23 protein-coding genes are annotated in these 22,581 nt (G+C 49.3%); 17 read left to right on the top strand and 6 right to left on the bottom strand.

Translation table 11 applies throughout. The annotated features are described in order from the left end of the window. Window positions 1–220 precede the first annotated feature (220 nt). From JQX58_RS04750 to JQX58_RS04740, 3 genes are all read right to left on the bottom strand, one after another. Complete coding sequence (locus JQX58_RS04750; protein ID WP_204145649.1) at window positions 221–1,489, bottom strand: sensor domain-containing diguanylate cyclase; 1,269 nt, start codon at window positions 1,487–1,489, stop codon at window positions 221–223. Between the two features lie 198 nt (window positions 1,490–1,687). Further along, window positions 1,688–2,989 carry an SLC13 family permease gene (locus JQX58_RS04745; RefSeq protein ID WP_239090141.1) on the bottom strand — a complete coding sequence of 434 codons (1,302 nt, stop codon included), beginning with the start codon at window positions 2,987–2,989 and terminating at the stop codon, window positions 1,688–1,690. 35 nt (window positions 2,990–3,024) lie between these two features. Next, entirely contained in the window at window positions 3,025–3,843 is an 819-nt protein-coding gene (locus tag JQX58_RS04740) for an amidohydrolase family protein (protein WP_204145648.1), read from the bottom strand. Window positions 3,844–4,006: 163 nt separating this feature from the next. Here JQX58_RS04740 and JQX58_RS04735 point away from each other — a divergent pair, with 163 nt between their 5' ends. Then, a complete protein-coding gene (locus tag JQX58_RS04735) occupies window positions 4,007–4,741 on the top strand; it encodes a GntR family transcriptional regulator (RefSeq protein WP_204145647.1) in 735 nt (244 codons plus the stop codon). Here JQX58_RS04735 and arsB read toward each other — a convergent pair whose 3' ends face one another. Further along, complete coding sequence (gene arsB / locus JQX58_RS04730) at window positions 4,742–5,758, bottom strand: ACR3 family arsenite efflux transporter (RefSeq protein WP_204145646.1); 1,017 nt, start codon at window positions 5,756–5,758, stop codon at window positions 4,742–4,744. Window positions 5,759–5,922: 164 nt separating this feature from the next. Between arsB and umuD the strand changes: the two genes are divergently transcribed. Further along, a complete protein-coding gene (umuD, locus tag JQX58_RS04725) occupies window positions 5,923–6,366 on the top strand; it encodes a translesion error-prone DNA polymerase V autoproteolytic subunit (RefSeq protein WP_204145645.1) in 444 nt (147 codons plus the stop codon). Next, on the top strand, window positions 6,363–7,634 hold the full coding sequence (gene umuC / locus JQX58_RS04720) for a translesion error-prone DNA polymerase V subunit UmuC (protein WP_239090140.1): 1,272 nt from the start codon (window positions 6,363–6,365) through the stop codon (window positions 7,632–7,634). Before umuD ends, umuC begins: the two co-directional genes overlap by 4 nt. Window positions 7,635–7,637: 3 nt before the next feature. Here umuC and JQX58_RS04715 read toward each other — a convergent pair whose 3' ends face one another. Next, the gene (locus tag JQX58_RS04715) at window positions 7,638–8,414 is read right to left on the bottom strand and encodes an SDR family oxidoreductase (RefSeq protein WP_204145644.1); all 777 of its coding nucleotides are present in this window, start codon (window positions 8,412–8,414) and stop codon (window positions 7,638–7,640) included. Between the two features lie 269 nt (window positions 8,415–8,683). On the opposite strand from JQX58_RS04715, the gene JQX58_RS04710 reads away from it, so the two are divergent. The 10 genes from JQX58_RS04710 (at window position 8,684) to JQX58_RS04665 (ending at window position 19,374) form a co-directional block, all read left to right on the top strand. After that, window positions 8,684–9,688 (top strand): ABC transporter permease, encoded by a 1,005-nt coding sequence (locus tag JQX58_RS04710; protein WP_204145643.1) that lies wholly within the window; start codon window positions 8,684–8,686, stop codon window positions 9,686–9,688. Between the two features lie 75 nt (window positions 9,689–9,763). Further along, window positions 9,764–10,696, top strand: a complete 933-nt coding sequence (locus JQX58_RS04705; protein WP_204145642.1) for a sugar ABC transporter substrate-binding protein — start codon at window positions 9,764–9,766, stop codon at window positions 10,694–10,696. A gap of 54 nt (window positions 10,697–10,750) precedes the next feature. Next, complete coding sequence (locus tag JQX58_RS04700; protein ID WP_204145641.1) at window positions 10,751–12,244, top strand: sugar ABC transporter ATP-binding protein; 1,494 nt, start codon at window positions 10,751–10,753, stop codon at window positions 12,242–12,244. A 53-nt stretch (window positions 12,245–12,297) separates the two neighbouring features. Next, window positions 12,298–13,086, top strand: a complete 789-nt coding sequence (locus tag JQX58_RS04695) for an SDR family oxidoreductase (RefSeq protein WP_204145640.1) — start codon at window positions 12,298–12,300, stop codon at window positions 13,084–13,086. A 143-nt stretch (window positions 13,087–13,229) separates the two neighbouring features. Beyond that, the gene (locus JQX58_RS04690; protein WP_204145639.1) at window positions 13,230–14,060 is read left to right on the top strand and encodes a transketolase; all 831 of its coding nucleotides are present in this window, start codon (window positions 13,230–13,232) and stop codon (window positions 14,058–14,060) included. Continuing rightward, entirely contained in the window at window positions 14,053–14,994 is a 942-nt protein-coding gene (locus tag JQX58_RS04685) for a transketolase family protein (protein ID WP_204145638.1), read from the top strand. The genes JQX58_RS04690 and JQX58_RS04685 overlap by 8 nt, the downstream gene beginning before the upstream one ends. A gap of 21 nt (window positions 14,995–15,015) precedes the next feature. Continuing rightward, on the top strand, window positions 15,016–16,494 hold the full coding sequence (locus JQX58_RS04680; RefSeq protein WP_204145637.1) for an FGGY family carbohydrate kinase: 1,479 nt from the start codon (window positions 15,016–15,018) through the stop codon (window positions 16,492–16,494). 47 nt (window positions 16,495–16,541) lie between these two features. Next, window positions 16,542–17,189, top strand: coding sequence for an HAD family hydrolase (locus JQX58_RS04675; protein WP_204145636.1), 648 nt, complete (start codon window positions 16,542–16,544; stop codon window positions 17,187–17,189). A gap of 141 nt (window positions 17,190–17,330) precedes the next feature. After that, complete coding sequence (locus tag JQX58_RS04670; RefSeq protein WP_204145635.1) at window positions 17,331–18,278, top strand: sugar-binding transcriptional regulator; 948 nt, start codon at window positions 17,331–17,333, stop codon at window positions 18,276–18,278. Between the two features lie 79 nt (window positions 18,279–18,357). Next, window positions 18,358–19,374: a lipoate--protein ligase gene (locus JQX58_RS04665; protein WP_204145634.1), complete on the top strand. Its 1,017-nt coding sequence runs from the start codon at window positions 18,358–18,360 to the stop codon at window positions 19,372–19,374. A 53-nt stretch (window positions 19,375–19,427) separates the two neighbouring features. On the opposite strand, the gene JQX58_RS04660 is transcribed toward JQX58_RS04665, so the two are convergent. Continuing rightward, on the bottom strand, window positions 19,428–20,591 hold the full coding sequence (locus JQX58_RS04660) for an alpha-hydroxy acid oxidase (protein WP_204145633.1): 1,164 nt from the start codon (window positions 20,589–20,591) through the stop codon (window positions 19,428–19,430). Window positions 20,592–20,714: 123 nt separating this feature from the next. Between JQX58_RS04660 and JQX58_RS04655 the strand changes: the two genes are divergently transcribed. The 4 genes from JQX58_RS04655 to JQX58_RS04640 all read left to right on the top strand — a co-directional run bounded on the left by JQX58_RS04655 (window position 20,715) and on the right by JQX58_RS04640 (window position 22,581). Then, on the top strand, window positions 20,715–21,341 hold the full coding sequence (locus JQX58_RS04655; protein WP_204145632.1) for a DUF6933 domain-containing protein: 627 nt from the start codon (window positions 20,715–20,717) through the stop codon (window positions 21,339–21,341). A gap of 220 nt (window positions 21,342–21,561) precedes the next feature. Continuing rightward, on the top strand, window positions 21,562–21,810 hold the full coding sequence (locus tag JQX58_RS04650; RefSeq protein WP_204145631.1) for a hypothetical protein: 249 nt from the start codon (window positions 21,562–21,564) through the stop codon (window positions 21,808–21,810). Window positions 21,811–21,896: 86 nt separating this feature from the next. Then, complete coding sequence (locus JQX58_RS04645) at window positions 21,897–22,133, top strand: hypothetical protein (RefSeq protein ID WP_204145630.1); 237 nt, start codon at window positions 21,897–21,899, stop codon at window positions 22,131–22,133. Between the two features lie 16 nt (window positions 22,134–22,149). After that, window positions 22,150–22,581 carry a hypothetical protein gene (locus JQX58_RS04640; protein WP_204145629.1) on the top strand — a complete coding sequence of 144 codons (432 nt, stop codon included), beginning with the start codon at window positions 22,150–22,152 and terminating at the stop codon, window positions 22,579–22,581.

Here is a 22,581-nt window from a genome sequence, read left to right as displayed (position 1 = left end):
AACATCCGTGTAATGATTTATTCTCAATTAGAAATATCTAACATAAAGAAAATGACATAATTTGAATGCTCTAACAAGTAAATTAATGTGTGAACTAGAAAGTCACCCCACAAAAAAAGTCTGAAGAAACATGTTCATAGCTTTTATAGTATGCGAAGTATTTTGGGGTAAGTCAGAAAAGGTTGCCTGAGTTTCAAGCAACCTTTCTTTTTAGGTTTAATCAGTGTGTTTTTTGCTTATCAGCGTACATGCGCTCGTCGGCAATGTCGATCAGTTGTGTGAGGCGTAAACCGTCGCTTGGGTAAGCCGCAAGGCCGAGGCTGATGCCCAGTTTGAGTTTGGGGTAGTCTTGGCTGATGTGGCTGATATCTCGTTTGATTGCTTGTATCAGTTCCGCTTGATCGATCGGGTCGTGATGAATATCGATGACGCCGATAAATTCATCGCCGCCGATACGACACAGTAGGCCGTGCTCATCAAAATGCAAAGCAAGGGCGTCGGCGACGCGGCACAAAAACTGATCACCTTCGTAGTGGCCGTAGGTGTCGTTGAGACTTTTGAATTGATCAAGGTCCATGAAGGCCAGCAGTAGGCCAGTGTGTTGGCGCTCGGCTTGGTGCAAGCGTTGACTAAGCTCTTGGTCAAAGGTACGACGATTAGGCAGGTTGGTGAGCGGATCGCGACTGGCGAGCTCTAGTAGCAGCTCCTGCTTTTTCATCAATTCTGAGATGTCGGTAAAGGCGCCGATGTAGTGGGTGATGTGCCCGTGTACATCTTTGAGTACGTCTATGGTCAGCAGCTGAGGGTAGATTTCACCGGATTTGTGACGGTTCCAAATGGTCCCTTGCCAATGTTGAGCGCTGTTAAGTTGCTGCCACATAGATTGATAAAACGCTTGGTCATGACGGCCCGAAGCAAGGATAGAAGGCTTGTGGTCGATGACGTCTTCTGCTTCAAAGCCGGTGATGCTGCAAAAGGCTTGGTTCACTTCTTTTATGATGACATCGGCATCGGTGATCATGACACCCTGATGGGTGGTATCGACGACGGCGGTCATCAGGCGCAAACGTTCTTGTTGTTGGGTTTGTTCGGTGATGTCCATGTGCACGCCAAACGCCCACAGTGGCGCGCCGTGTTCGTCACGCACCAGCAGTGAGCCTTGGTCCATGATGTCGACCCAGTGGCCGTCTTTATGCTGCATGCGTACGTGGTAATTGTAGGCGTCGGTTTCACCACGAAAGTGAGCCTCTAAAGCGGCATTAGATTCGGCTAGGTCTTCGGGATGTACTGCGTTGAGCCAGGTATCAATCGAAATAGGCTCAAGTTCGGACAGTTGGTAGCCAATGATGCGTGCCCATTCTTCATTGAAGTAGGCCGCGCCAGTTTGAATATTCCATACCCATGTGCCGAGACGACTGGCTTTTAAAATAAGTTCGGCAATCTTGGGCGCGCCATCCACGGGCAGGGCAGATCGTGTATTTTCATCCATAAATATAACTATCGTATAAGCGGTATAACAGTGCTTTGTGGTGTTCGCCACAAGCGCAACGGCCCCATTTGTGACATATTCATGGGGGCAATACAACTATTATATGACCGATCGGGCAGAATAGCGCGGAGAGTTTTACTAAAACAAAAAACGGCACTCGTAAGTGCCGTTTGTGAAGAGGTGAGCGTTGGTGCAGGATTACAGCACAAACGTGATCAGTAGGTTAAACAACAAGGCTGCAGCAAAGCCTAATGGCGCGGCTTTAAACAGCAATTGTGGGAACAATTTGGCGCGTGTTTCTTCATTTGGACAGGCGCCTAAGATCAAGCTTCCGCCAGAAGAGAATGGTGAAATAGCAGTGGCTTGCGCGCCGACAACGATACAAATAAACAAGATCATTGGGTCCAGCGACAAGCTTTGTGCTAGTGATGGCACGATCGGGAATAAGGCCGGTGTCACGACCCCTAGTGTGCTGGCAAACAGCGACATAAATGCAGCCACGATACCAATCATGACAGACACCAAGACACTTGGGATTGAGCTACCCATCCAAGAAGCGAGGGCATCGATAGTACCGGCTTTGATCGCCACCGAAATCAACATGCCCACACCACAGATCATGATCAAGGTCGGCCATGGCACACTGGCGATGGCTTTACGCTGGTCGCCCAGTTTCATCAATAACGCAATCACCGAAAACACGCTGGCGATTAGGCCGATGTTCATTTTGCTGTTAATAAAGGCAATGGTGTCGTTGGTGGGCGCGATCAGGCTGGCAATCGGTGCAGCAAGCACCAGCAGCATCATCAGTAGTGTCAGGCCCAAGGTCTGGCGTTGTTCTTTGTTAAGCGGTGTAGGGGCTTCGATTTCGGCGGTATTGGTCGACATCTGGCGGCGGTGACCGGTGAAGAAAACAAAGATAGAGATCACGATCAAGGGAATGATGGCGGTACTGATAAAAATTGCGATGGAGTTGATAAACGCTTGGTTTTCAGAAATGCCGGCGTTGACCATGATGCTGCGGAAAATAATGCCACTTTGGCTGGCCATAAAGTTCGCACCAGTCAAGGCACCGTAGCCGACTGACATGGCGCCCAAGATCGTGCTCATGCCTGTGCGCTGGCACAATAGCAAGGTGATCGGAGCCATAAATGCCAATACGGTGTAATAGCCTGCGCCCAACGCAGAAATCAGCGTTGTCGTTAGGAAAATCGCATACGGCATTAAATGGGGTACGCGGCGACAGCGGTACATGAGCTGTTCAGCGAGCTTTTCTAGGGTGCCATTGATGATGGCAAAGCTGTAAAACAGCGACACAGCGAAGATAATAAAGAAGATCTTCAGTGGCCACATTTTAATGACGTCATTTGGGCTGAGACCGAGTCCAAAACAACCAATAAGGTAAGCGAAGGCGATGGCAAACAAGCCAATGTTAATACGGGTTTTGTAACCCAAGATGATCGACAACAGAATCGCGCCGACAACCAATAAACTCATCATAAGAATGGTCCTTATTATTTTTGTGACACAGGCGGTTAAAGGTTAAACAGTACTTTTGGATTTTCGATCAGCACTTGTTGGCGGGTGGCGTCGTCTAATAGCGCGCACAAGGTTTCAAACTGCTGATTATAATCGGTCTGATGTTCAAATTGCGTATGTGGCCAGTCACTGCCCCATAGTAGGCGTTGGCTGTGGCCATAGGCTGCTTGCAGCGCGTTTAGAGAACGTTGTGATTGAGCTAAATCCGCATGACAACGATAGGGCGCTGAGATTTTGGTCCAGATCGGCGCGTCTTTTAGTAAGTCTAAAAACGCTTTGTGAGCGGGGTTACTAGGGTCGATCTCACCTTGATTGCGGCCATAATGGTCAATCACTACTTCGACGCCAGCGGCCAAGATGTCTGGTACGAAGCTTGCCAGATCATCGATCTCTCGTTGGATCTCAACGCTCCAGCCTCGGGCTGCTAAAGCCTTAAAGAAGCGCTGCCATTCGGGCGCACGGTAATCTGCCAGAGGTTTTTGAATCAGGTTAAGGCGAATACCAACAATGCCAGCCTGATGTAGCGCATCGAGCTGTGTCTCACTGATGGTGTGCTCTACCACGGCAATGCCACGTAAACGCTCGGGATAGCGTGCTAGGGCCTCAAGCAGATATTGGTTGTCTGTGCCCAAGAAGCTTGGCTGTACTAATACGCCATGGGATAAACCGTGAGCGTCTAGATGCGCGAGGTAGGTTTCGACGAGGGCGTCGTACTCGGGAGCGTAGCGACGCTCAGAGGTCAGTGGCAGGTCCGTTGCGAAGATGTGCGCGTGCGTATCAACCCCTGAGATTGACGCGCCGTGTAGGTCTTTCATGTGTGTATTTGCCTATTTTATGGTTATGTCTTCAGCAAAATTCATATATATGAATAGATGTCTGGTGGAATATATTGAGTTTGGTAACTTAAGTCAACCACAGTGGATGGACGCGTTATCGCTGGCGCACTAGAATAGCCGCTCGCAAATAAGAGGATTGAACATGGCGCAATTCAAGCAGGGAAGGGATGAACGACTGCCCCTTTATCAGCAAGTTCGTGATGAAATCTTGGACAATATCCGCGCTGGTGTCTGGTTGCCCGATACTGCCATCCCGACGGAAACAGAGCTAACCAAACGCTACGATGTGGCCATCGGCACGGTGCGCAAGGCGGTGGATACACTGGTGGCAGAAGGGCTACTGTATCGCAGCCAAGGGCGTGGCACGTTTGTGAAGCGACCGACCTTTGATGATGCCTTGTTTCGTTTTTTTCGCCAGACGGCGCTATCGCAGCAGAGCGTGCCGCAAGGTAATGTACTGGCCAACACACTCGCGCCTTTGCCTGATGTGGCGGCGCAAGCGCTGGCGCTCCAGGCCGGTGAGTTGGCGATCCAGTTACAGCGTACTCGTTTGCTTGATGAGCAAGTAGTGTTGGTGGAAGAGATTTGGTTGTCGCGTATGCTGTTTGCGCCGCTTGAAGCCATTGCACCGGCTGATTTTGATAATCTTTTATACCCGCTTTATGAACGAGTCTGTGGTCAGCGTGTGGCGTCGGCGACCGAAACACTGACCATCGAAATGGCCAGTGCGTCAGTGGCTAGCGCGTTAGGGATTGAGGAGAAGTCTCCCGTCGCGGTGATCGAACGTGTGGCTTATGGCTATGATAAAACGCCGCTTGAGTACCGTGTCTCTAAAGGTGCGGCGCAAACCTTTCGTTATCAGATCGATATTTCCTAATCACTCAAACCAGTGGCGCGTACGGTTGGCAAACCAGACTAAACTGAGCATCACAGGGACTTCCACTAGCACGCCGACCACTGTTGCTAGTGCTGCGCCGGAGTGCAGGCCAAATAGCGAAATCGCCACCGCCACGGCAAGTTCGAAGAAGTTAGATGTGCCGATCATGCAGGCAGGTGCCGCGACAGCGTGAGATAAACGCAACTTCTTCGCCAAGAAGTAGGCGATCGCAAAGATGCCGTAGGTTTGAATCATCAGCGGAATGGCGATCAGCACGATGGCTTCAGGTTGCGCCAAAATGGTGGTGGCCTGAAAGCCAAACAACAGCACGACGGTGGTCAGTAAGCCGACGATCGACCAAGGCTTTAAGGTGCTAAGCAAATGCTCGAGGGCGTGCTCATCGTGTTTGCGATTGGCCCAACGGCGCGTCCAAGCCCCCGCAAGCAGCGGAATCACCACATACAAAACCACCGATAGTAACAACGTGTCCCACGGTACGGCGATGTCAGTGATGCCCAGCAAAAAGCCTGCAATAGGCGCAAAGGCAAAGATCATGATCACATCGTTGACCGATACCTGCACCAAGGTGTAATTCGGATCCCCTTTGGTTAGCTGGCTCCAGACAAACACCATGGCCGTACAGGGTGCGACGCCTAATAAGATCATGCCTGCGATGTATTCATTGGCGGTTTGTGGGTCGACCCAGTCGGCAAACAGGCCTTTGAAAAACAGCCAACCCAGCAAAGCCATGGTAAAGGGTTTAATCAACCAGTTGATCACTAAGGTGAGTACGAGGCCTTTAGGTTTGGTGCCGATGTCTTTTAGTGACGAAAAATCGATCTGCACCATCATCGGATAGATCATTAACCAGATCAGTACGCCGACCACTAAGTTTACGTGTGCCAGCTCTAAGGCGGCGATCAGCTCAAACAGACTGGGTGCCAAGTTGCCAAAGACGATGCCGGCAATGATGGCGAGTCCTACCCAGATACTTAAATAACGTTCAAAAATTCCCATGGGGTGTCCTTACGGTTGTACAAAAACGTGTGCGCATCATATATGGAAATTAGTATATATGGAAATGTGCATGTTTGTGCCTGTAAAAGCGTGTTTTTGACTTTGCCAAATGAAACAACTTGTAGGATACTGTATAAATATACAGTTTTGGTGTAGGTGTTACGATGCAAGTCACATATTTGGGGGCAGTGGACCCTGCCGTCTTTCAATCATTAGAACGTCTTCAAATCCCGTTATACAGCGATCTGGTGTCAGCAGGCTTTCCTTCGCCCGCGCAAGATTACGTCGAGCGTAGTTTGGATCTTAACGAGCTGTGCATTCAGCATCCGAATGCAACGTTTTTTGTGCGCGCCCAAGGCGACTCGATGATTGAGGCGGGGATTTACTCTAATGATGTGTTGGTGGTGGATCGTTCATTGACGGCGAAACACGGCGATATTGTGATCGCGGCGCTGTTTGGTGAATTGACCGTTAAGGAGCTGTGTTTGCAACCAAGTGTGGCGCTGCGCCCGCGCAATCCTCAGTATCCTTTGATACCGGTGTCGGAGGATGCTGCATTTGAAATCTTTGGTGTGGTGACGGGCGTGGTGAGGAAGTTTACCCGATGAAACCAGTGTTTGCCTTGGTCGATTGCAACAATTTTTACGCCAGTTGCGAGCGGGTATTTCGCCCTGATTTACGCGACCGGCCGGTGGTAGTGTTATCTAATAATGATGGTTGCATTATCGCGCGCTCTAAAGAAGCCAAAGCCCTTGGCATCAAGATGGGCGCGCCTTTTTTCCAAGTGCGCGAGCAACTGGCTGAGCAGGGCGTGGTGTGTTTTTCGTCTAACTATGCGCTGTACGCCGATATGTCGAGCCGCGTCATGGGCATCTTGGAGCAGGAAGCGCCGCGCGTCGAAATCTACTCCATTGATGAAGCATTTTTGGACTTATCCGGTATCGAAGGATGTTGTGATTTGACCGAGTTTGGGCGCCAAGTCAAAGCTAAAGTAGACCAATGTACAGGCATTACCGTCGGCATCGGCATTGCGCCGACTAAGACGCTGGCCAAACTTGCCAATCACGCGGCCAAGCGTTATCCCGCGACAGGCTCGGTGGTCAATCTAATGGACAGCGCTCGTCAGCGACGCTTGATGGCGCTGGTGGATGTGGCAGAAGTTTGGGGCGTCGGCCGACGCTTAGTCAAAAAGCTCAATCAACGAGGGATATTTACCGCATTAGACTTGGCCGATGCTAACCCGAAAATGCTGCGCAGCGAATATTCGGTGGTGTTAGAGCGCACCATTCAAGAGCTCAATGGCTGGTCTTGCCTGGCGCTGGAGCAGGTGCCGCCGACGAAGCAGCAGATCGTCGCCAGTCGCTCGTTTGGTGAGCGTATCACTGATCAAGCCTCATTACGTCAAGCCATCACTATGCATATCAGTCGTGCGGGGGAGAAGCTGCGCGCCGAACAACAGCTGGCCAAAGTGCTACAGGTGTTTATCCGTACCGGAGCGTTTAACGAGCATGATCCTTATTATGCCAATGCGCTGAGCTGCGAACTGCCCACACCCACCGATGATACGCGTGTACTACAAAAAGCCGCTGATGAGCTGCTGAGCAAACTTTACCGCGCCGGCTATCGTTATGCGAAAGCGGGCGTCATGCTGACCGACTTCTACCAATACAACACGCTGCAAGCAGACTTGTTTTACGATGCTAGTAGTCACGCCAAAGCGCAAACCCTGATGGGCGTAATGGATCAGATCAACCAAAGTGGCCGCGGCCAACTCTACCTCGCGGCCCAAGGCCATGAGCAACATTGGGCGATGAAACGCGAACGCCTATCGCCCGCGTATACCACCGACTGGCAGAGCCTACCGCTGGTTAGGTAGGGGTTAGGACATGATTAAGCCGCCATCCACGTTGATCGATTGACCGGTGATATAGACGGCATCAGGGCCTGCCAGAAACGCAACCAAACCTGCAACTTCACTGGGCGTTCCGGCTCGTTGCATAGGGATATTGGCTACCCATTCTTTCATCAAAGCGCCAGGCTCGTAATCACCTAATAATTTGCCCCAAACGCTGTCGTTGTAATCCCACATCTCTGTATGAATGATGCCAGGACATATCGCGTTGACGGTAATACCATCGCGAGCGACTTCTTTGGCGAGACTTTGGGTGAGACCAACAACACCAAATTTGCTGGCGGCATAGTGTGGGGTATAAACAAAACCTTCACGAGATTGACCTGACGCGGTATTAATAATGCGTCCGGCATTGCCATTCTTACGCATCAGTTTGACAGCCTCGGCACAAGAGAAAAACATGCCTTTTGTATTGACGTCCATGGTCAGATCCCAATCTTGCTCAGTGACGTCCTCAAGCTTTGAGATTCTGATAACGCCGGCATTATTCACCACTACGTCGATCTGGCCTAAGACCTCATAAGCTTCTTGATAGAAGGCCTTAACGGACTCAAGGTTGGCAATATCGCAATTAAGAACACGGATGGTTTGATCTGTAAATTCGCTTTCGAGAGCGGCTTGGGTGTCGCTGAGATTGGCATCGTTAGTACCGATGACCACGTTAAAACCATCGTTTAAAAAGCGCTTGGTGATCCCCAATCCGATCCCTTTATTTCCACCGAGTATGACAAGATTATTTGGCATTCTTATTCTCCTTCATCTGTCTTTGAATAAATATCCATAGATATATAAATATTCATGAGGCGTAAAGCTAACGCTATTTGAAACAGAGATAAACCCTTTTTACGTCAAAAAATGCACCACATTGAAGCAAGATGTCTTTGCTATTGTGGTTTACGACCAAAGTCGTGCGTAGATTTTGTGCAAAAGGTTTGACAGAGAAAAAATGCGGTGCTTGAATATATACATGATCGAATAAATATTCAAAAATAATAAATTATGAGGTAGTTCTCATGTCACAAGTTAGTGAGTCAGGTGTGGTCTCAACGACGCCTACCAATCATCTTCGCAATCGCATTGTGTCGCTTTTTTCTGGGCATGGGGCTACTGGCCCTTTGATCGGGTTAATCGCACTTTGTATCTTCCTTTCGTTTGCCACCGATTCGTTTTTTACGCTACGTAACTTTCTCAACATTCTCGACCAGATCACTGTATTAGGGATTATGGCGGTCGGTATGACGTTTGTGATTATGATCGGCGGCATTGATTTGGCTGTCGGATCGGTACTTGCCTTAGCCATGATGGTGATGGGCTATCTCACCAATTATGCAGGCATTCCTTTACCTGCTTCTATTCTGATATCGCTGGTGGTGGCAGGGATGTGTGGTCTCGCCTCAGGGGTCATGATTACTCGCTTCAATGTGCCTGCGTTTATTGCCACGTTAGCAATGATGTCGATCGCACGCGGCTTGGCCAATATGATTACTGACGGTCAGCAAATCGTCGGGTTCCCTGCGTGGTTTAACTTATCCGCTATTATTCGCCATGGTGGCTTTTTGACGATTACCGTCGCCATCATGCTGGTGGTGTTTCTGGTGGCGTTTCTTTATCAAAGATACCGTGCTGGCGGTCGCTCATTATATGCCATTGGCGGTAATGCTGAGGTGGCGCGCTTAGCGGGTATTAACGTTAAGAAAGCTACTATCTGGGTCTATGTGACAGCGAGCACTCTGGCAGGCTTAGCTGGTGTGGTGATGGCAGCGCGCTTGGATTCTGTTCAGCCTAGCTCAGGTTTTGCCTACGAGTTGGATACGATTGCCGCTGTGGTTATCGGTGGCACCAGTCTGACAGGTGGTTCAGGCGGTATTGGTGGCACCATCATTGGTGTGCTGATTATCGGTGTGCTACGTAACGGATTAAACCTATTAGGGGTGTCACCATTTATGCAGCAAGTGATCATTGGTCTAGTGATTGTATTGGCCGTGGCCGCAGAAGCTCTTAAGAAAAAACAAGCATAATCATCGTTTAGCGTTAATTCAAAGACCTATGCCAGCCTAGGCGCGGCATAGGTTGACCAAACCAAGGAGAATGACATGAAAAAAATGATAAAAACCATGTTGGCAACAGCGGTAGCAACGGCATCTCTTGTGCCAATGACGGCCTCTGCGGAAGTAGAGAAAGTAGGCTTGGCTGTAGCGAACCTTCAAGCGAACTTCTTTAATCAGATTAAGCAGTCAGTTGAAGCCTATGGTGAGGAAAAAGGAATCGAAATTATCACGGTGGATGCCCGCGGTGATAGTGCGACACAGGTCAGCCAAGTACAGGATCTGTTAACGCAAAACATTGATGCATTGATTTACATCCCAGCAGGGGCGGCAGCTGCGACTGTGCCAGCTCGCTTGGCACGAGCTGAAGGCGTGCCGATTATCAATATCGACCGCAACCCAGCCGGTGCACCAGGGGATACATTTATTACCACTGACAGTGTGAGCTCGGCGTACCAAGTATGTAAGCACATTATTGAGCAAGCGGGTGGCGAAGGCCAAATGCTGATGATCCATGGTCAAAAAGGTACCACGCCTGAGATTGAGCGTAGCGAAGGCTGTAATAATGCGATTGCCGAATACGACAAGGTCGAAGTGGTCGAAGAACAATGGTCTAACATGTGGTCCCAAGATGAAGGCTTCCAAATCACGCAGAACCTACTGCAAGCACACCCTGATGTCAGCATCATCTTTGCTCAAGCCGATGGCCTAGCACTGGGTGCGGCACAAGCGATTAAAGTTTCTGACATGCCGCAGCGCATTTATGTCGGCGGTTTTGATGGTGACACCGCAGCATTAGAAGCCATCCGTGATGGTGTGTTTGATGTTACGGCAACACAACAAACGCAGTTGATGGGCCGCTTGGCTGTCGATTCAGCTATTAAATTGGTAAATGGTGAAGACGTCGATGCAGAGAATCGTCTGGATGCTACGTTGACCACCAAAGAAAACGTTGAGGCCTTTATCGCAGAACATCCATAACTGCGATGGCTAACAAATTAACGTGTCAGTAACCAATAATAAAAAGGTGATGTTATGACTTCTCAATCTAAAGCGCCCATTCTATCTCTGAAAAACATACGTAAAACCTACGGACCTACCGAGGTGTTGCATGGGATAGACTTGGACTTGTATGCGGGGGAGGTCATAGCATTGCTAGGGGAAAATGGTGCGGGCAAGTCCACCTTGTCTGGCATTATCGCTGGCTCTAAGAGTCCGACGGTAGGTGAGATGATGTGGCTCGGTAAAGCCTATTCCCCTAGTACGCCTCGAGAAGCGATCGATCTTGGGGTGGGTCTTATCCACCAAGAGCTCCGCTTGCTACCGCATCTTTCGATTGCCGAGAACGTGTACGTGGGTCGCTATCCGATGAAAAATGGTCGTGTAGACCGCGCGACTATGGAGGCCAAAGCAACGGAGCAACTGCAGCGCTTAGGTTTGGATCTGCCCGCTTCACGCAAAGTGGAGGGGTTATCAACAGCGAATCAGCAATTAATTGAGATTGCCAAAGCGCTAGCGCTGAATGCCAAAATGCTCATTCTAGATGAGCCTACGGCGTCACTGGGTGTGGCGGAATCTGAGTTGCTATATGACCAGATCGACAAACTTAAGAGCGAAGGCGTTGGCATCATTTACATTTCTCACCGACTTGAAGAGATCAAACGTGTCGCCGATCGAATCGTCGTTATGCGTGACGGTGCCAAAGTAAAAGAATTCCCGAATGCCGATTTGCCAGTCAAAACCATTGTCGAAAGTATGGTCGGCCGCAGTCTAGAGCAAATGTTCCCAGCTATTCCGACACCGCAAGATGAGGTGGTGTTAGAGGTGAAGAATCTATGCTCAGCGGAGCAAAAGTTTCGCGATATCAACTTCCAAGTCCGTAAAGGCGAAATCCTAGGTATTGCTGGCCTAGTGGGCTCAGGCCGTACTGAAGTAGTCCGTGCGATTGCCGGTGCAGACAAAGTCAGCCAAGGGCAGGTTTTGCTCAATGGCGTTGATGTCACGCCCAAGTCGCCATGGCAGTCGATCCAAAATGGTGTGGTATTAGTACCAGAAGACCGCAAGCTGCAAGGTCTTGTGTTAGAGCACAGCATTGCGGAAAACATTGGCTATTCCAATATGGAGTCCGTAGCACAGGGCGGCTGGATTCGACGCTCTAAAATCTTAGAGTTTGCCGAAGAGAACATTCGTAAGTTTGGCGTTAAAGGGGCGGCTAATCAGCACGCCGATGAGATGTCAGGCGGTAACCAGCAAAAGGTGGTGATTGCGAAGTGGTTAGCGCGCAACCCACAAGTTGTGCTGCTTGATGAGCCGACGCGCGGTATCGATGTCGGCGCACGCTCTTCGATTTATGAAATTATCGTAGGGCTGGCGAAGAAAGGTGTCAGCGTGATTGTCGTTAGCTCAGATTTGGAAGAAGTATTGGGGGTTTCTAACCGTGTCATGGTTATGGCGCATGGGGAGCAAACCGGGATCTTAGAGCAAGATCAAGCGAACGATGTCTCAGTGATGGAACTGGCCACCGCTTAATATTCATGAAAGGCCGCTACAGGCTTAAGTAATTACACCAGAAGGTGAACGATATGAATCTTGATAATTTAAATACGCCTGAATTATTTAATTTAACAGGTGATGTTGCATTGGTAACGGGCGCGGGCAGTGGTATCGGTCAGCGCATTGCCATTGGCTTGGCGCAGTCAGGTGCAGACGTAGCCTGTGTCGATCGTCGCGAAGACGGTGGGCTACAAGAAACCATCGAACTGATTGAATCATTGGGTCGCAAAGCGATTGCGATTTGTGCGGACGTGACGTCTAAAGACTCGATGACCTCCGCGGTAGCCAAAACAGAAGAAGCCCTTGGCGCTTTAAGTATTGCGGTCAACGCGGCGGGTATTGCTAATGCCAATCCCTGTGAAGAGATGGCAGAGGATCAATACCAAACGCTGATGGACATTAATATGAAAGGTGTCTTTTTGTCTTGCCAAGCGGAGGCCAATGCCATGATTAAAAATGGTAAGGGCTCGATCATTAACATCGCCTCGATGTCTGGTGTGATCGTTAACCGTGGCTTGGAGCAAGTGCATTACAACGCTTCCAAAGCAGGCGTGATCCATATGACGAAAAGCATGGCGATGGAGTGGGTTGGCAAAGGTATTCGCGTCAACTCGATTAGCCCAGGCTATACCGCCACACCGATGAACACACGACCAGAGATGGTTCATCAAACGAAAGAATTTGAATCTCAAACGCCAATGGGGCGCATGGCTTCGGTGAATGAAATGGTAGGTCCTGCGATCTTCCTAGCCAGCGATGCGGCGTCTTACTGTACAGGCGTTGATCTGTTGGTAGATGGTGGCTTCTGCTGCTGGTAAGCCAAAGCAGATGACTTGAGGCGTCATCATTACGCGATGAGTGCGAGGCCATTGCTACGCACTCATCATGACCCAAACAACTATTTTTTTTGCCTCCATAGAATAAATATTCAGTTTGGAATAAATAATCATTGGGAGGGTTTATGAATCCATTCTCGTTGTCTATTGAAGAGCTAGAGCGTAAAGCCAAAGCTGTTCGTCGCCAAATCATCAAACTCAATGCCAACAGTCCAGCTGGTGGGCACACTGGTGCAGATCTTTCACAGGTCGAAATCGTAACGTCTCTGTACTTTCGCATTTTAAACTGTGCGCCAGATCGCTTAGATGATCCTGAGCGCGATATTTACATTCAGTCGAAAGGCCATGCGGCAGGCGGGTATTACTGTGTGCTAGCAGAAGCGGGCTATATCCCGACAGACTGGTTACCGACTTATCAGCACAATGACTCAAAACTACCAGGCCATCCTGTGCGTCAGAAAACACCGGGCGTTGAGCTGAATACGGGCGCTTTAGGTCACGGTTTGCCTGTTGCGGTTGGACTTGCCATTGCCGCTAAGAAATCTGGCAGTCAGCGTAAAATCTACGCGGTCACCGGAGATGGTGAGTTAGCCGAGGGCAGTAACTGGGAAGCAGCATTAGTCGCGGCGCATTACGGCTTGGACAACTTAATTATCATCAATGATAAAAACAAACTTCAGCTGGCCGGTGCGACCTCTGAAATCATGGCGACGGATCCGCTGGATAAAAAGTGGGAAGCGTTTGGTTTAAGTGTGTCTCACTGTGAAGGCAACAATATCGCCTCAGTGGTGGAAACGCTAGAAAACCTACCAAAGAACGGTAAGCCACAGGTGGTGATTGCCAATACTGAGAAGGGTGCTGGGGTGTCATTCATCCAAGGTCGACCAGAATGGCATCACCGTGTGCCAAAAGGTGAAGAAGTTGATTTGGCGTTAGAGGAGTTGAAAGATGAGTAAGTCAGAGCACCTAGCAAATGTCATGGTCCAGTGTTTCATTGAAGCAGTGGAGAAAGGCTTGGATGTTGTGCCTGTGGTAGCAGACTCGACGTCTACTTCCAAAATCAAACCCTTTGAAGAAAAATTCCCGCAGCGCCTGGTCAATGTCGGTATTGCCGAGCAAGTGATGGTAGGTACGGCTGCCGGGTTAGCCTTAGGCGGTAAAATTGCGGTGACCTGTAACGCGGCGCCTTTCTTGATTTCGCGTGCCAATGAGCAGGTCAAAGTCGATGTTTGTTACAACAATACCAACGTTAAATTATTTGGTTTAAATGCTGGCGCAAGTTACGGACCACTTGCCAGTACGCACCACAGTACCGACGATATTTCTGTGATGCGCGGCTTTGGTAATATTGAGATCTACGCGCCATCTTGCCCAATCGAATGTCGCCAGATCATTGAATATGCTTTGCAAAAAGAAGGGCCAGTTTATGTACGCATGGATGGTAAAGCCTTACCAGAGCTGCACGATGACAGCTACACTTTTGCGCCAGGTAATGTAGATCGACTGGTCGACGGCAGTGATGTGGCGTTAGTCGCTATGGGGTCAACGGTTCATGAGGCGGTTGCTGCAGCCGAGCAGTTGGCAAAGCAAAAAATCTCTGCGCGAGTGATCAACTTATCTTCGATCAGACCTCTAAATAACGCAGCGCTAGCGAGTCAGCTAGAGGGCGTGAAGCAGGTGTTGACCGTGGAAGAGCATAATATCAATGGCGGTGCGGGCTCGGTCGTGGCCGAAGTGATGGCAGAATTTGGTGTGCCAGCACGCCTTACTCGCTTAGGCATTGCCGATGGTCAGTATGCGCCGGCAGGCGACCGTCCGTACACTCGCAAATGTCTTGGCATAGACAGTGAGAGTATTGCGCAAAGCGTTGTTTCATTAATCAATCAATAAGTACAACAAGAGTAAGACAATATGGCACAGCAAGTGATTTTAGCAATTGATGAAGGTACGACGAATGCTAAGGCCGTCTGTATTAACCAAGATGGGCAAATCATTAGTCATGGTTCTCATCCTGTGGGGATTGCTTATCCACGGTCCGCTTGGTCGGAGCAGGATCCGATGGAGATCATTGCTGCTGTGCGCGCTGCGATAGAGGCAGCGCTCAGTTCTACTATTGTCGATGTGCAAGCCATTGCTATCAGCAATCAGCGTGAGTCGGTATTGATTTGGGATCGCCAAACAGGCGAGCCCTTAACGCCGGTGGTGAGCTGGCAGTGTCGTCGCTCGGCTGGTTTTTGTAGCGAGCTTTCAAAAAGTGCTAAAGCCGATGTGGTTCAAGCGAAAACAGGTCTTCCGATCGACCCTTTGTTTCCCGCAGCGAAAATTCACTTGCTGCTCAATGATATCGAACAGGGGCGTGAAAAAGCCCGCCAAGGACAACTGTGTATTGGCACAGTGGATACTTGGCTAGTGTGGCAGCTAACCAATGGTCAGGAGTTTGTCACCGATCCTGCTAATGCGTCGCGCACGCAGTTGTACAATATCCATCAGCAAGCATGGGATGCTGAGTTGCTGGAAATCTTTGATATTCCAGAGCCTGCACTTGCCAAAGTGTTGCCATCTGCTGCTGAGCGTGGCCATACTCAAGGCTTTGCTGGTGTGCCCGATGGGGTGCCAATCTTGTCTCAAATCGGTGACTCGCACGCAGCGCTCTATGGCCAAGGTGGCTTTATGCCGGGGGTTATCAAGGCGACTTACGGTACCGGTAGCTCACTGATGACGCCAGTCACGGATATCTCAGGGGAAGACTATCGACTCGGAAAAACCATCGCTTGGCACGATGGCATCCTGACCTATGCACTGGAAGGCAATATTACTCATACTGGTGCTGGCGTGGCGTGGATGTCACGCATGCTGGGGATTTCAGACTTAGATCAATTGACTCACATGGCGGCATCAGAGCCTGATAACAGAGGTGTCTATTTTGTGCCTGCTTTATCTGGTTTGGGAGCCCCTCATTGGCAATCAGAAGCTCGAGGGCTCATCACGGGTCTAACGGATTATTCAACCCCAGCAACCCTTGCTAGGGCAGCGCTCGAGTCGATTGCTTATCAAATAGCGGATGTTTTTTATTTGATGGAAAATATGTCCGGTAATTCCCTTGAAGCCTTATTGGTAGACGGCGGTCCGACAAAATCTAAGTGGTTGATGCAGTTCCAAGCCGACTTGCTACAGCGTCCTGTAATACGCAGCAAAACAGCAGAGGTGTCGGCTTTAGGTGCCGGTTATTTAGCGGGTAAAGCGCTCGGATGGTGGCAAGATAGGGCACAACTGGCGGCGCTGGTGCGTAATGTAGAAATCATTGAACCTAAAGGTGATATGGAAACACTTCGTGCAGCATATGATGGCTGGAAGGATGCGATCGCTCGCACGTTATACACACCTCAATAAAAACTAACGTTAATAAGCCTTAACCAACGGATAATGGAAGGTGCTTTATGTTGAACTGTATTTTTGACATGGATGGTACGCTGATCAACAGTGAGGCGATATGGCGCCAAACCGTGCAGGAAGTTACGGGCGCTCTTTATGGTTGTCATGTAAGAGATGAATGGATTCAATCATATACTGGTTGCACAACGCTGACAGTGTGTAAAAGAATTGCGCAACAGTTTGCCCATGAACCGATTTCTGCGGTGGGCTTAAGTGAACAAATCACCATTCTTATGCAGGAGCGATCGCCTAAGGCCGCACTCATGCCAAGTGCCAAGGCACTGCTGGAGTACATCGATCGCAATGGCGGACGGCTAGCCATTGCATCCTCTTCCTCATTGTCGGTCATTGATCGAGTAATTGCGGCGCATGATTTGCCGATTAGTATTCGAGCCTCCAGTTATGAAGCATCGCGTAGTAAGCCGCATCCTCATGTATTTGAGTTAGCGGCACAGCGCTTAGGGGTGATGCCACATGAGTGTATTGCCTGGGAAGACAGCTTAAATGGTGCGATCTCAGCGTATTCTTCGGGGGCACAAGTCATTGTCGTACCTGAAACAATGCAGCACGCAGAGCAGAAATTCTCGTTTGCATCTGAAATTCATGCCTCTTTGGCACAAAGTCTCGATTGGTTGAAGCAAAGGCATCATTAGTCACAGTTCTAAGTGCTCAAAATCGATTAAAAATCCTCATCTTGGATATATATTCACACTAAAATCCTTTAACCTATGACTTCACCGTAGCAAGTGACTGAAAGCTTGTGGCCGTAAATACGACCGATTGAAGAGCGCTTAATGAATACAAATTACAATGAACTAAGACTACTTATTAAAATTGCCACTCTTTATTACTCAGATGGTTTGAAACAGGCGGATATTGCAAAGCTGTTAAACTTGTCGCAATCACAAGTTTCCCGCGCGATTAGCCGCTGTTTAAAAGAAGGCTTAGTGAAAATCAGTGTTGTTCAACCGCAAAACATCTTTGTCGATTTAGAAAAACAGCTGCAAACGAAATACGGTTTTACTCAGGCTGTTATCGTAGATGTGCCAGAAGAAGCGAGTAACGAACAAATTCGTGTGGCGATCGGAGCTGCTGCGGCGCACTATATGCAATCTACTTTGCAAAAAGATGATTTAATTGGTGTGTCCTCTTGGAGTGAAACGATTCGCGCCATGGTCGATAGCATGCATCCGCAAACCACCAAGGCCAGTGGCGTTGTGCAGATCTTAGGCGGGGTCGGGCAAAATGGTAACCTACAAGCCAATATGCTAACGCATTCCTTGGCAAGAATGTTGGGGTCAGAAGCCTTCTTACTGCCGGCATCAGGCGTTGACCGTTCCATTGAAGAAAAGTCACGCATGATGAGCAGCCCCGAAGTGGCCGAAGTTGTGGCCATGTTTGATGATATTACAGTGGCAGTGATTGGGATTGGCTCGATGGAGCCGTCCACCTTGCTACGTAATTCGGGTAACTACTACAACGAGGAGAAAGCTTCCGAGTTACTGGATCGTGGGGCCGTGGGCGATATCTGTTTACATTACTACGATCAGGCGGGACAACCTGTTTTGCAGGAGACAGAGGACCCTGTGATCTCGATGACGCTTAAACAGCTACGTGCCTGCCCACGTGTCGTCGCATTGGCAGGTGGCAGCGACAAAGTTGAGGCGCTGCGAGGAGGTCTACTGGGTGGCTACATTGATGTGTTGATCACAGATCGTATTACGGCACAAAAGTTAGTATAACCACTAGGTTACGCTCCCGCCTTGGGTTAATCTGTTGTATATCAATTAATTATCTATCCGATTCATAAGGAAGCGAGCCATGAATAAAACGCGGATCCTGATCTCAAATACCTATGACCCTTGGTTTAACTTGGCGGTAGAAGATACGATTTTTCGCTCTTTGCCGGCGGATCAGCGCGTGCTGTTTTTATGGCGTAATGCCGATACGATTGTCATTGGACGAGCGCAAAATCCGTGGCGTGAATGCGATACCGAGCGTATGCAGCAAGATAATGTGAAATTAGCGCGTCGACAAACTGGTGGTGGCGCGGTGTTTCATGATTTAGGTAATACCAATTTTACTTTTATGGCGCCCAAGCCTGAGTACGATAAAGACGTGTCGACCAACATTGTGTTGGCGGGGCTTGAGACATTAGGCATTAAGGGGCGCGCCAACGGCCGCAATGATCTAGTTGTAGACGATGGCGAGGCGGTGAAGAAGTTTTCTGGCTCTGCCTATCGCGAAACGGCGGATCGTGGCTTCCACCACGGCACTTTATTGTTAAGTGCTGATATGCAGCGTTTGGGGGATTATTTAAACCCAGATGAGAAAAAGCTGCAGGCTAAAGGCATTACCTCGGTACGTTCACGGGTGACCAACTTAGATCAGATTCGCCCTGATATCGATCATGATAAGGTATGCAACGCTATTATGGCGGCTTTTTCTGTGTATTACGGCGAGCAGGTCGAGGCAGAATACATTTCCCCAGAGCATTTCCACAATCTGCCAGGTTTTACTGAGCGCTTTGAAAAGCAAAGTAGCTGGGCATGGAACTATGGCAATACGCCACCGTTTACACATAGCCTTGAAGAGCGTTTTGAATGGGGTGGCGTGCAGATCCTTTTAGATGTAGATAAAGGTGTCATTAAACAAGCGACTGTTTATACAGACATGCTGGAGCCGGCACCGCTGGAAAATCTCGCGCCGCGATTAGAAGGGCTGCATTACAATGCGGCTAATGTGGTAGATGGCGTAGATCAATTAAAAATAGCGTTTCCGACGTATGAACACTGGCTGACAGAGCTGAGCGACTGGCTGTCACAAGAGTTAGCATAAATTAAATAAATTATTTACTAAAAAGGCACCGCTCGGTGCCTTTTTTGTGCTGTCTAGCGCACACCTTGAAAGCTCTCGTGCTGGAAGACAATATCGTCGCGGGTGATTTGATGAATATCCCGGTGGCCGATAAAGGCCATGGTCAGTTCCGCTTCTTGGTGAAATAACTCCAGCATTTTGCTAACACCGGCTTTGCCCATCGCACCTAAGCCATACACCAGCGGTCTGCCGACCATCACACCTTTGGCTCCCAATGCTTTGGCGCGGATGATATCTTGACCACTACGGATACCGCCATCTAGCCATACATCAACTTGATCACCAACGGCGGCAACGATTTCAGGTAAGACACTGATCGAAGAGCGTGCGCCGTCTAGTTGTCGACCTCCATGGTTAGAGACCACGATGGCATCGGCACCGAGTTTGACGCACTCTTGGGCGTCAGCTATTTCCATAATGCCTTTGATAATCAAAGGGCCTTGCCAAATCTCACGAAAGTAACGAATGTCTTCCCAGCTTAACTTGGTATCAAAGGAACTGGCCGTCCATTTCATGAGGTCATTCATATCGTCGACACCAGTGGCACAACCTTGGATATTGCCAAATTGGCGATGAGAGGTTTGCAGCATGTTAAACGCCCAGCGCGGGCGACGAGCGATGTCGATTAGATTCGGGATAGTCAGTTTTGGCGGTGCAGTCATACCGTTGCGATGATCGGCATGGCGACGTCCGATCATTTGTAGATCCAAGGTGACAACCAACGCAGAACAGCCTGCGGCTTTAGCGCGTTCGATAAGCTTTTTGGTGAATTCACGATCCTTCTGCACATAGAGCTGAAACCAAAAGGGCTTAGAGGTTTTTGCCGCGACCGCCTCGATCGAGCAGATGCTCATGGTTGATAGAGTAAAGGGTACGCCAAACTCCTCGGCTGCTTGTGCGGCAAGGATTTCACCATCAGCGTGCTGCATGCCAAGTAAGCCAACAGGCGCCAGCGCTAAGGGCATTTTTGCGTCCTGGCCTACCAATTTTGTCGCCAGTGAGCGCGGTTCTAAATCGCGTGCAACCCGCTGACGAAATAAGATCTGCTGAAAATCTGATTGATTAAGGCCAAGCGTTTGTTGCTGCCAAGAGCCGGACTCAGCATACCCTTGAAACATCTTTGGCACACGCTTGTGGTAAAGGCGCTGCAGATCGCTTAGCTCACATATCAGACTCATAGTCATACTCCTTCAATGGTGTCGTCGTGGCGATCAAGCATCATAACAGCTCAATGCAAGGCTGTTGTATTAGACCAAGCGCTGATACTATGCCAAGCATCACTTTCTCTTATATGAGGCGCTATGATTCGCTTACAGGTTACCAAAAAGTTGTTGGCAAAATTGCCGATCAACGCGCAAGGAAGATTACCGACTCGGTCTTCTTCAAATTCGGCAGCTAGTACGCTTGAAGCCTTGAATCCGCTCAGTGATTGGTATGCAACTTTATACTTGATGCAGCATCGTAATTGTCTGCTGATGGTGCATGCTAAAACGCGCTTTGCGCTCTTGCTTCCGTGCCTGACGAAGCCTGATTTTGGCAAGCTCAATGAGCATTTTCAGTCACAGTGTTTAGCCACACTCGAAGCCTTGGGTGCCAATGATGCGCAGCTTGGTTGTGCGCGTCAGTTTCTACAGTCCTTAGTGATCGAAGAGGGCGTCAGTCGTGCCCACAGTGAAGCGTTAAACCTGCATAAAGGCATGGTGGAGCGTTTGTTGTGGGATGATAATGCATCGCTGATGGATCAGGACGCTACGCGTCTTAATGTTGAGCTGAATAAACTCACCGAAGCACACAGCGATTTATTGGCGGTGCTGGACAGCGCCAGCGTCACACTTGAGCGCAGTGCAAACCGCACGGGTGCGTCGTCTGCTCAGCCAGCCAAAGACAATAATGTCGTGGCATTTGCGGATTTTCAAAAGCCGCGTTAGCTATGGTTGAACTTGCAAGTTACGCATGTTTTCATCGCGTTGCTGGTGCATTATTGCTCAGCAAGGAAGTTATTTTTTATGCCACATTTGGCGCAGGGAGTCGAAGCTTAGACATAGAGCAATAATTTGGTCACTGTAACAGTTTGTCATCATTGGATGCGCTATAACGTGACTGGGCGCTGGCCTTATTACTCACACAATCCTATTTGGGGAGGTTGCTATGTCTGTTCATTCTATTGCGTTTGCGGGATCCGATATTCGTGTTGCAGAGTTGCAAGCAGGGCGTTATTTCAACAAGGCTGATCTATTACGTGTGGCGGGCAAGTCGCCGCAAAGCGAAACAGAATGTCAGTACCTCGATATTTTAGAGGCTAGCAAGCTAGTTGGGGCTGAGCGCGAGCAGTTGCTTGAGGCCATGCAATTATGGGCACCGCATTTGTGCCCACAGAGCGTTGTCGAGCTACATTAACTTAGCCTGTAGCACTGAATCTAAGGTAAAAAGCGCATTAATCAATGCGCTTTTGTTGTAGCGACGCCACGGTCAGGATCAGTGTGATGAACATCACAGAGCCGGTCAGTGACATATTAGAACTGACACCAAAATGGTCGATGAAAGTGCCACTTAAAGCATGGCGACACCAGCGGTTGTCGAGATCATTTGCCCAGCAATACCCGTTGAAATTGTTGTGGTGGGGCTGGATTCTGTTTGCTCTATTGTATACAGCCAGCGCAAGAGGTGTTGAAAGTGATAAACATTTTGCACGCAGCTTGAAAATATTTGCTTTTAGCTAAGATCTTGATTAGCGTAATGAAACTTATCTTATATCAGGCACTGATCAATACCATGCTCAACACTCCTGTGTTTAACCAAGTCACTCCAAAGCGCGGCTATCTATGCCTGTGTTTGTTGTTGCTTGCGATGGTGTTTTCCTCCGTTGCTTCGATTCAAATGACGCTTTCTATGTTGCCGGATACCAGTGCTGAGCCCAGTATGAGCATGGCGAACATGGACGATGGTGCGCATCAGCACTGTGACATGGACGGCGCAAACAGCTGTCATGGCAGTGATGCCAGTCATGATCATAAAGGCTGTAGCCAGGCCCACTGCAGTACCTTGCCTGTCTTAAGTGGCGTATTTGAGCTGACAACCTTCACGCTCAAAGTGGCGGCACAAAGTTACCCAGTGCCGACTTTGTTGGCAGGCCAACCTGAGACACCCTATATCCCTCCGATAGCTTAA

It is taken from the genome of Marinomonas ostreistagni, from assembly GCF_016888445.1.
Classification (GTDB): domain Bacteria; phylum Pseudomonadota; class Gammaproteobacteria; order Pseudomonadales; family Marinomonadaceae; genus Marinomonas; species Marinomonas ostreistagni.
This window is presented reverse-complemented; position numbering and strand designations above follow the sequence as displayed.

Bases quoted from the DNA above. Each gene is read 5' to 3' on its own strand.
- JQX58_RS04710 (WP_204145643.1), top strand. From the start codon at position 8,684: ATGTCACAAGTTAGTGAGTCAGGTGTGGTCTCAACGACGCCTACCAAT.
- JQX58_RS04640 (WP_204145629.1), top strand. From the start codon at position 22,150: ATGAAACTTATCTTATATCAGGCACTGATCAATACCATGCTCAACACT.
- umuD (WP_204145645.1), top strand. From the start codon at position 5,923: ATGCAAGTCACATATTTGGGGGCAGTGGACCCTGCCGTCTTTCAATCA.
- JQX58_RS04740 (WP_204145648.1), bottom strand. From the start codon at position 3,843: ATGAAAGACCTACACGGCGCGTCAATCTCAGGGGTTGATACGCACGCG.
- JQX58_RS04670 (WP_204145635.1), top strand. From the start codon at position 17,331: ATGAATACAAATTACAATGAACTAAGACTACTTATTAAAATTGCCACT.
- JQX58_RS04735 (WP_204145647.1), top strand. From the start codon at position 4,007: ATGGCGCAATTCAAGCAGGGAAGGGATGAACGACTGCCCCTTTATCAG.
- JQX58_RS04695 (WP_204145640.1), top strand. From the start codon at position 12,298: ATGAATCTTGATAATTTAAATACGCCTGAATTATTTAATTTAACAGGT.
- JQX58_RS04705 (WP_204145642.1), top strand. From the start codon at position 9,764: ATGAAAAAAATGATAAAAACCATGTTGGCAACAGCGGTAGCAACGGCA.
- JQX58_RS04715 (WP_204145644.1), bottom strand. From the start codon at position 8,414: ATGCCAAATAATCTTGTCATACTCGGTGGAAATAAAGGGATCGGATTG.
- JQX58_RS04645 (WP_204145630.1), top strand. From the start codon at position 21,897: ATGAACATCACAGAGCCGGTCAGTGACATATTAGAACTGACACCAAAA.
- JQX58_RS04680 (WP_204145637.1), top strand. From the start codon at position 15,016: ATGGCACAGCAAGTGATTTTAGCAATTGATGAAGGTACGACGAATGCT.
- JQX58_RS04675 (WP_204145636.1), top strand. From the start codon at position 16,542: ATGTTGAACTGTATTTTTGACATGGATGGTACGCTGATCAACAGTGAG.
- JQX58_RS04650 (WP_204145631.1), top strand. From the start codon at position 21,562: ATGTCTGTTCATTCTATTGCGTTTGCGGGATCCGATATTCGTGTTGCA.
- JQX58_RS04690 (WP_204145639.1), top strand. From the start codon at position 13,230: ATGAATCCATTCTCGTTGTCTATTGAAGAGCTAGAGCGTAAAGCCAAA.
- arsB (WP_204145646.1), bottom strand. From the start codon at position 5,758: ATGGGAATTTTTGAACGTTATTTAAGTATCTGGGTAGGACTCGCCATC.
- JQX58_RS04745 (WP_239090141.1), bottom strand. From the start codon at position 2,989: ATGATGAGTTTATTGGTTGTCGGCGCGATTCTGTTGTCGATCATCTTG.
- JQX58_RS04685 (WP_204145638.1), top strand. From the start codon at position 14,053: ATGAGTAAGTCAGAGCACCTAGCAAATGTCATGGTCCAGTGTTTCATT.
- JQX58_RS04660 (WP_204145633.1), bottom strand. From the start codon at position 20,591: ATGAGTCTGATATGTGAGCTAAGCGATCTGCAGCGCCTTTACCACAAG.
- umuC (WP_239090140.1), top strand. From the start codon at position 6,363: ATGAAACCAGTGTTTGCCTTGGTCGATTGCAACAATTTTTACGCCAGT.
- JQX58_RS04665 (WP_204145634.1), top strand. From the start codon at position 18,358: ATGAATAAAACGCGGATCCTGATCTCAAATACCTATGACCCTTGGTTT.
- JQX58_RS04655 (WP_204145632.1), top strand. From the start codon at position 20,715: ATGATTCGCTTACAGGTTACCAAAAAGTTGTTGGCAAAATTGCCGATC.
- JQX58_RS04700 (WP_204145641.1), top strand. From the start codon at position 10,751: ATGACTTCTCAATCTAAAGCGCCCATTCTATCTCTGAAAAACATACGT.
- JQX58_RS04750 (WP_204145649.1), bottom strand. From the start codon at position 1,489: ATGGATGAAAATACACGATCTGCCCTGCCCGTGGATGGCGCGCCCAAG.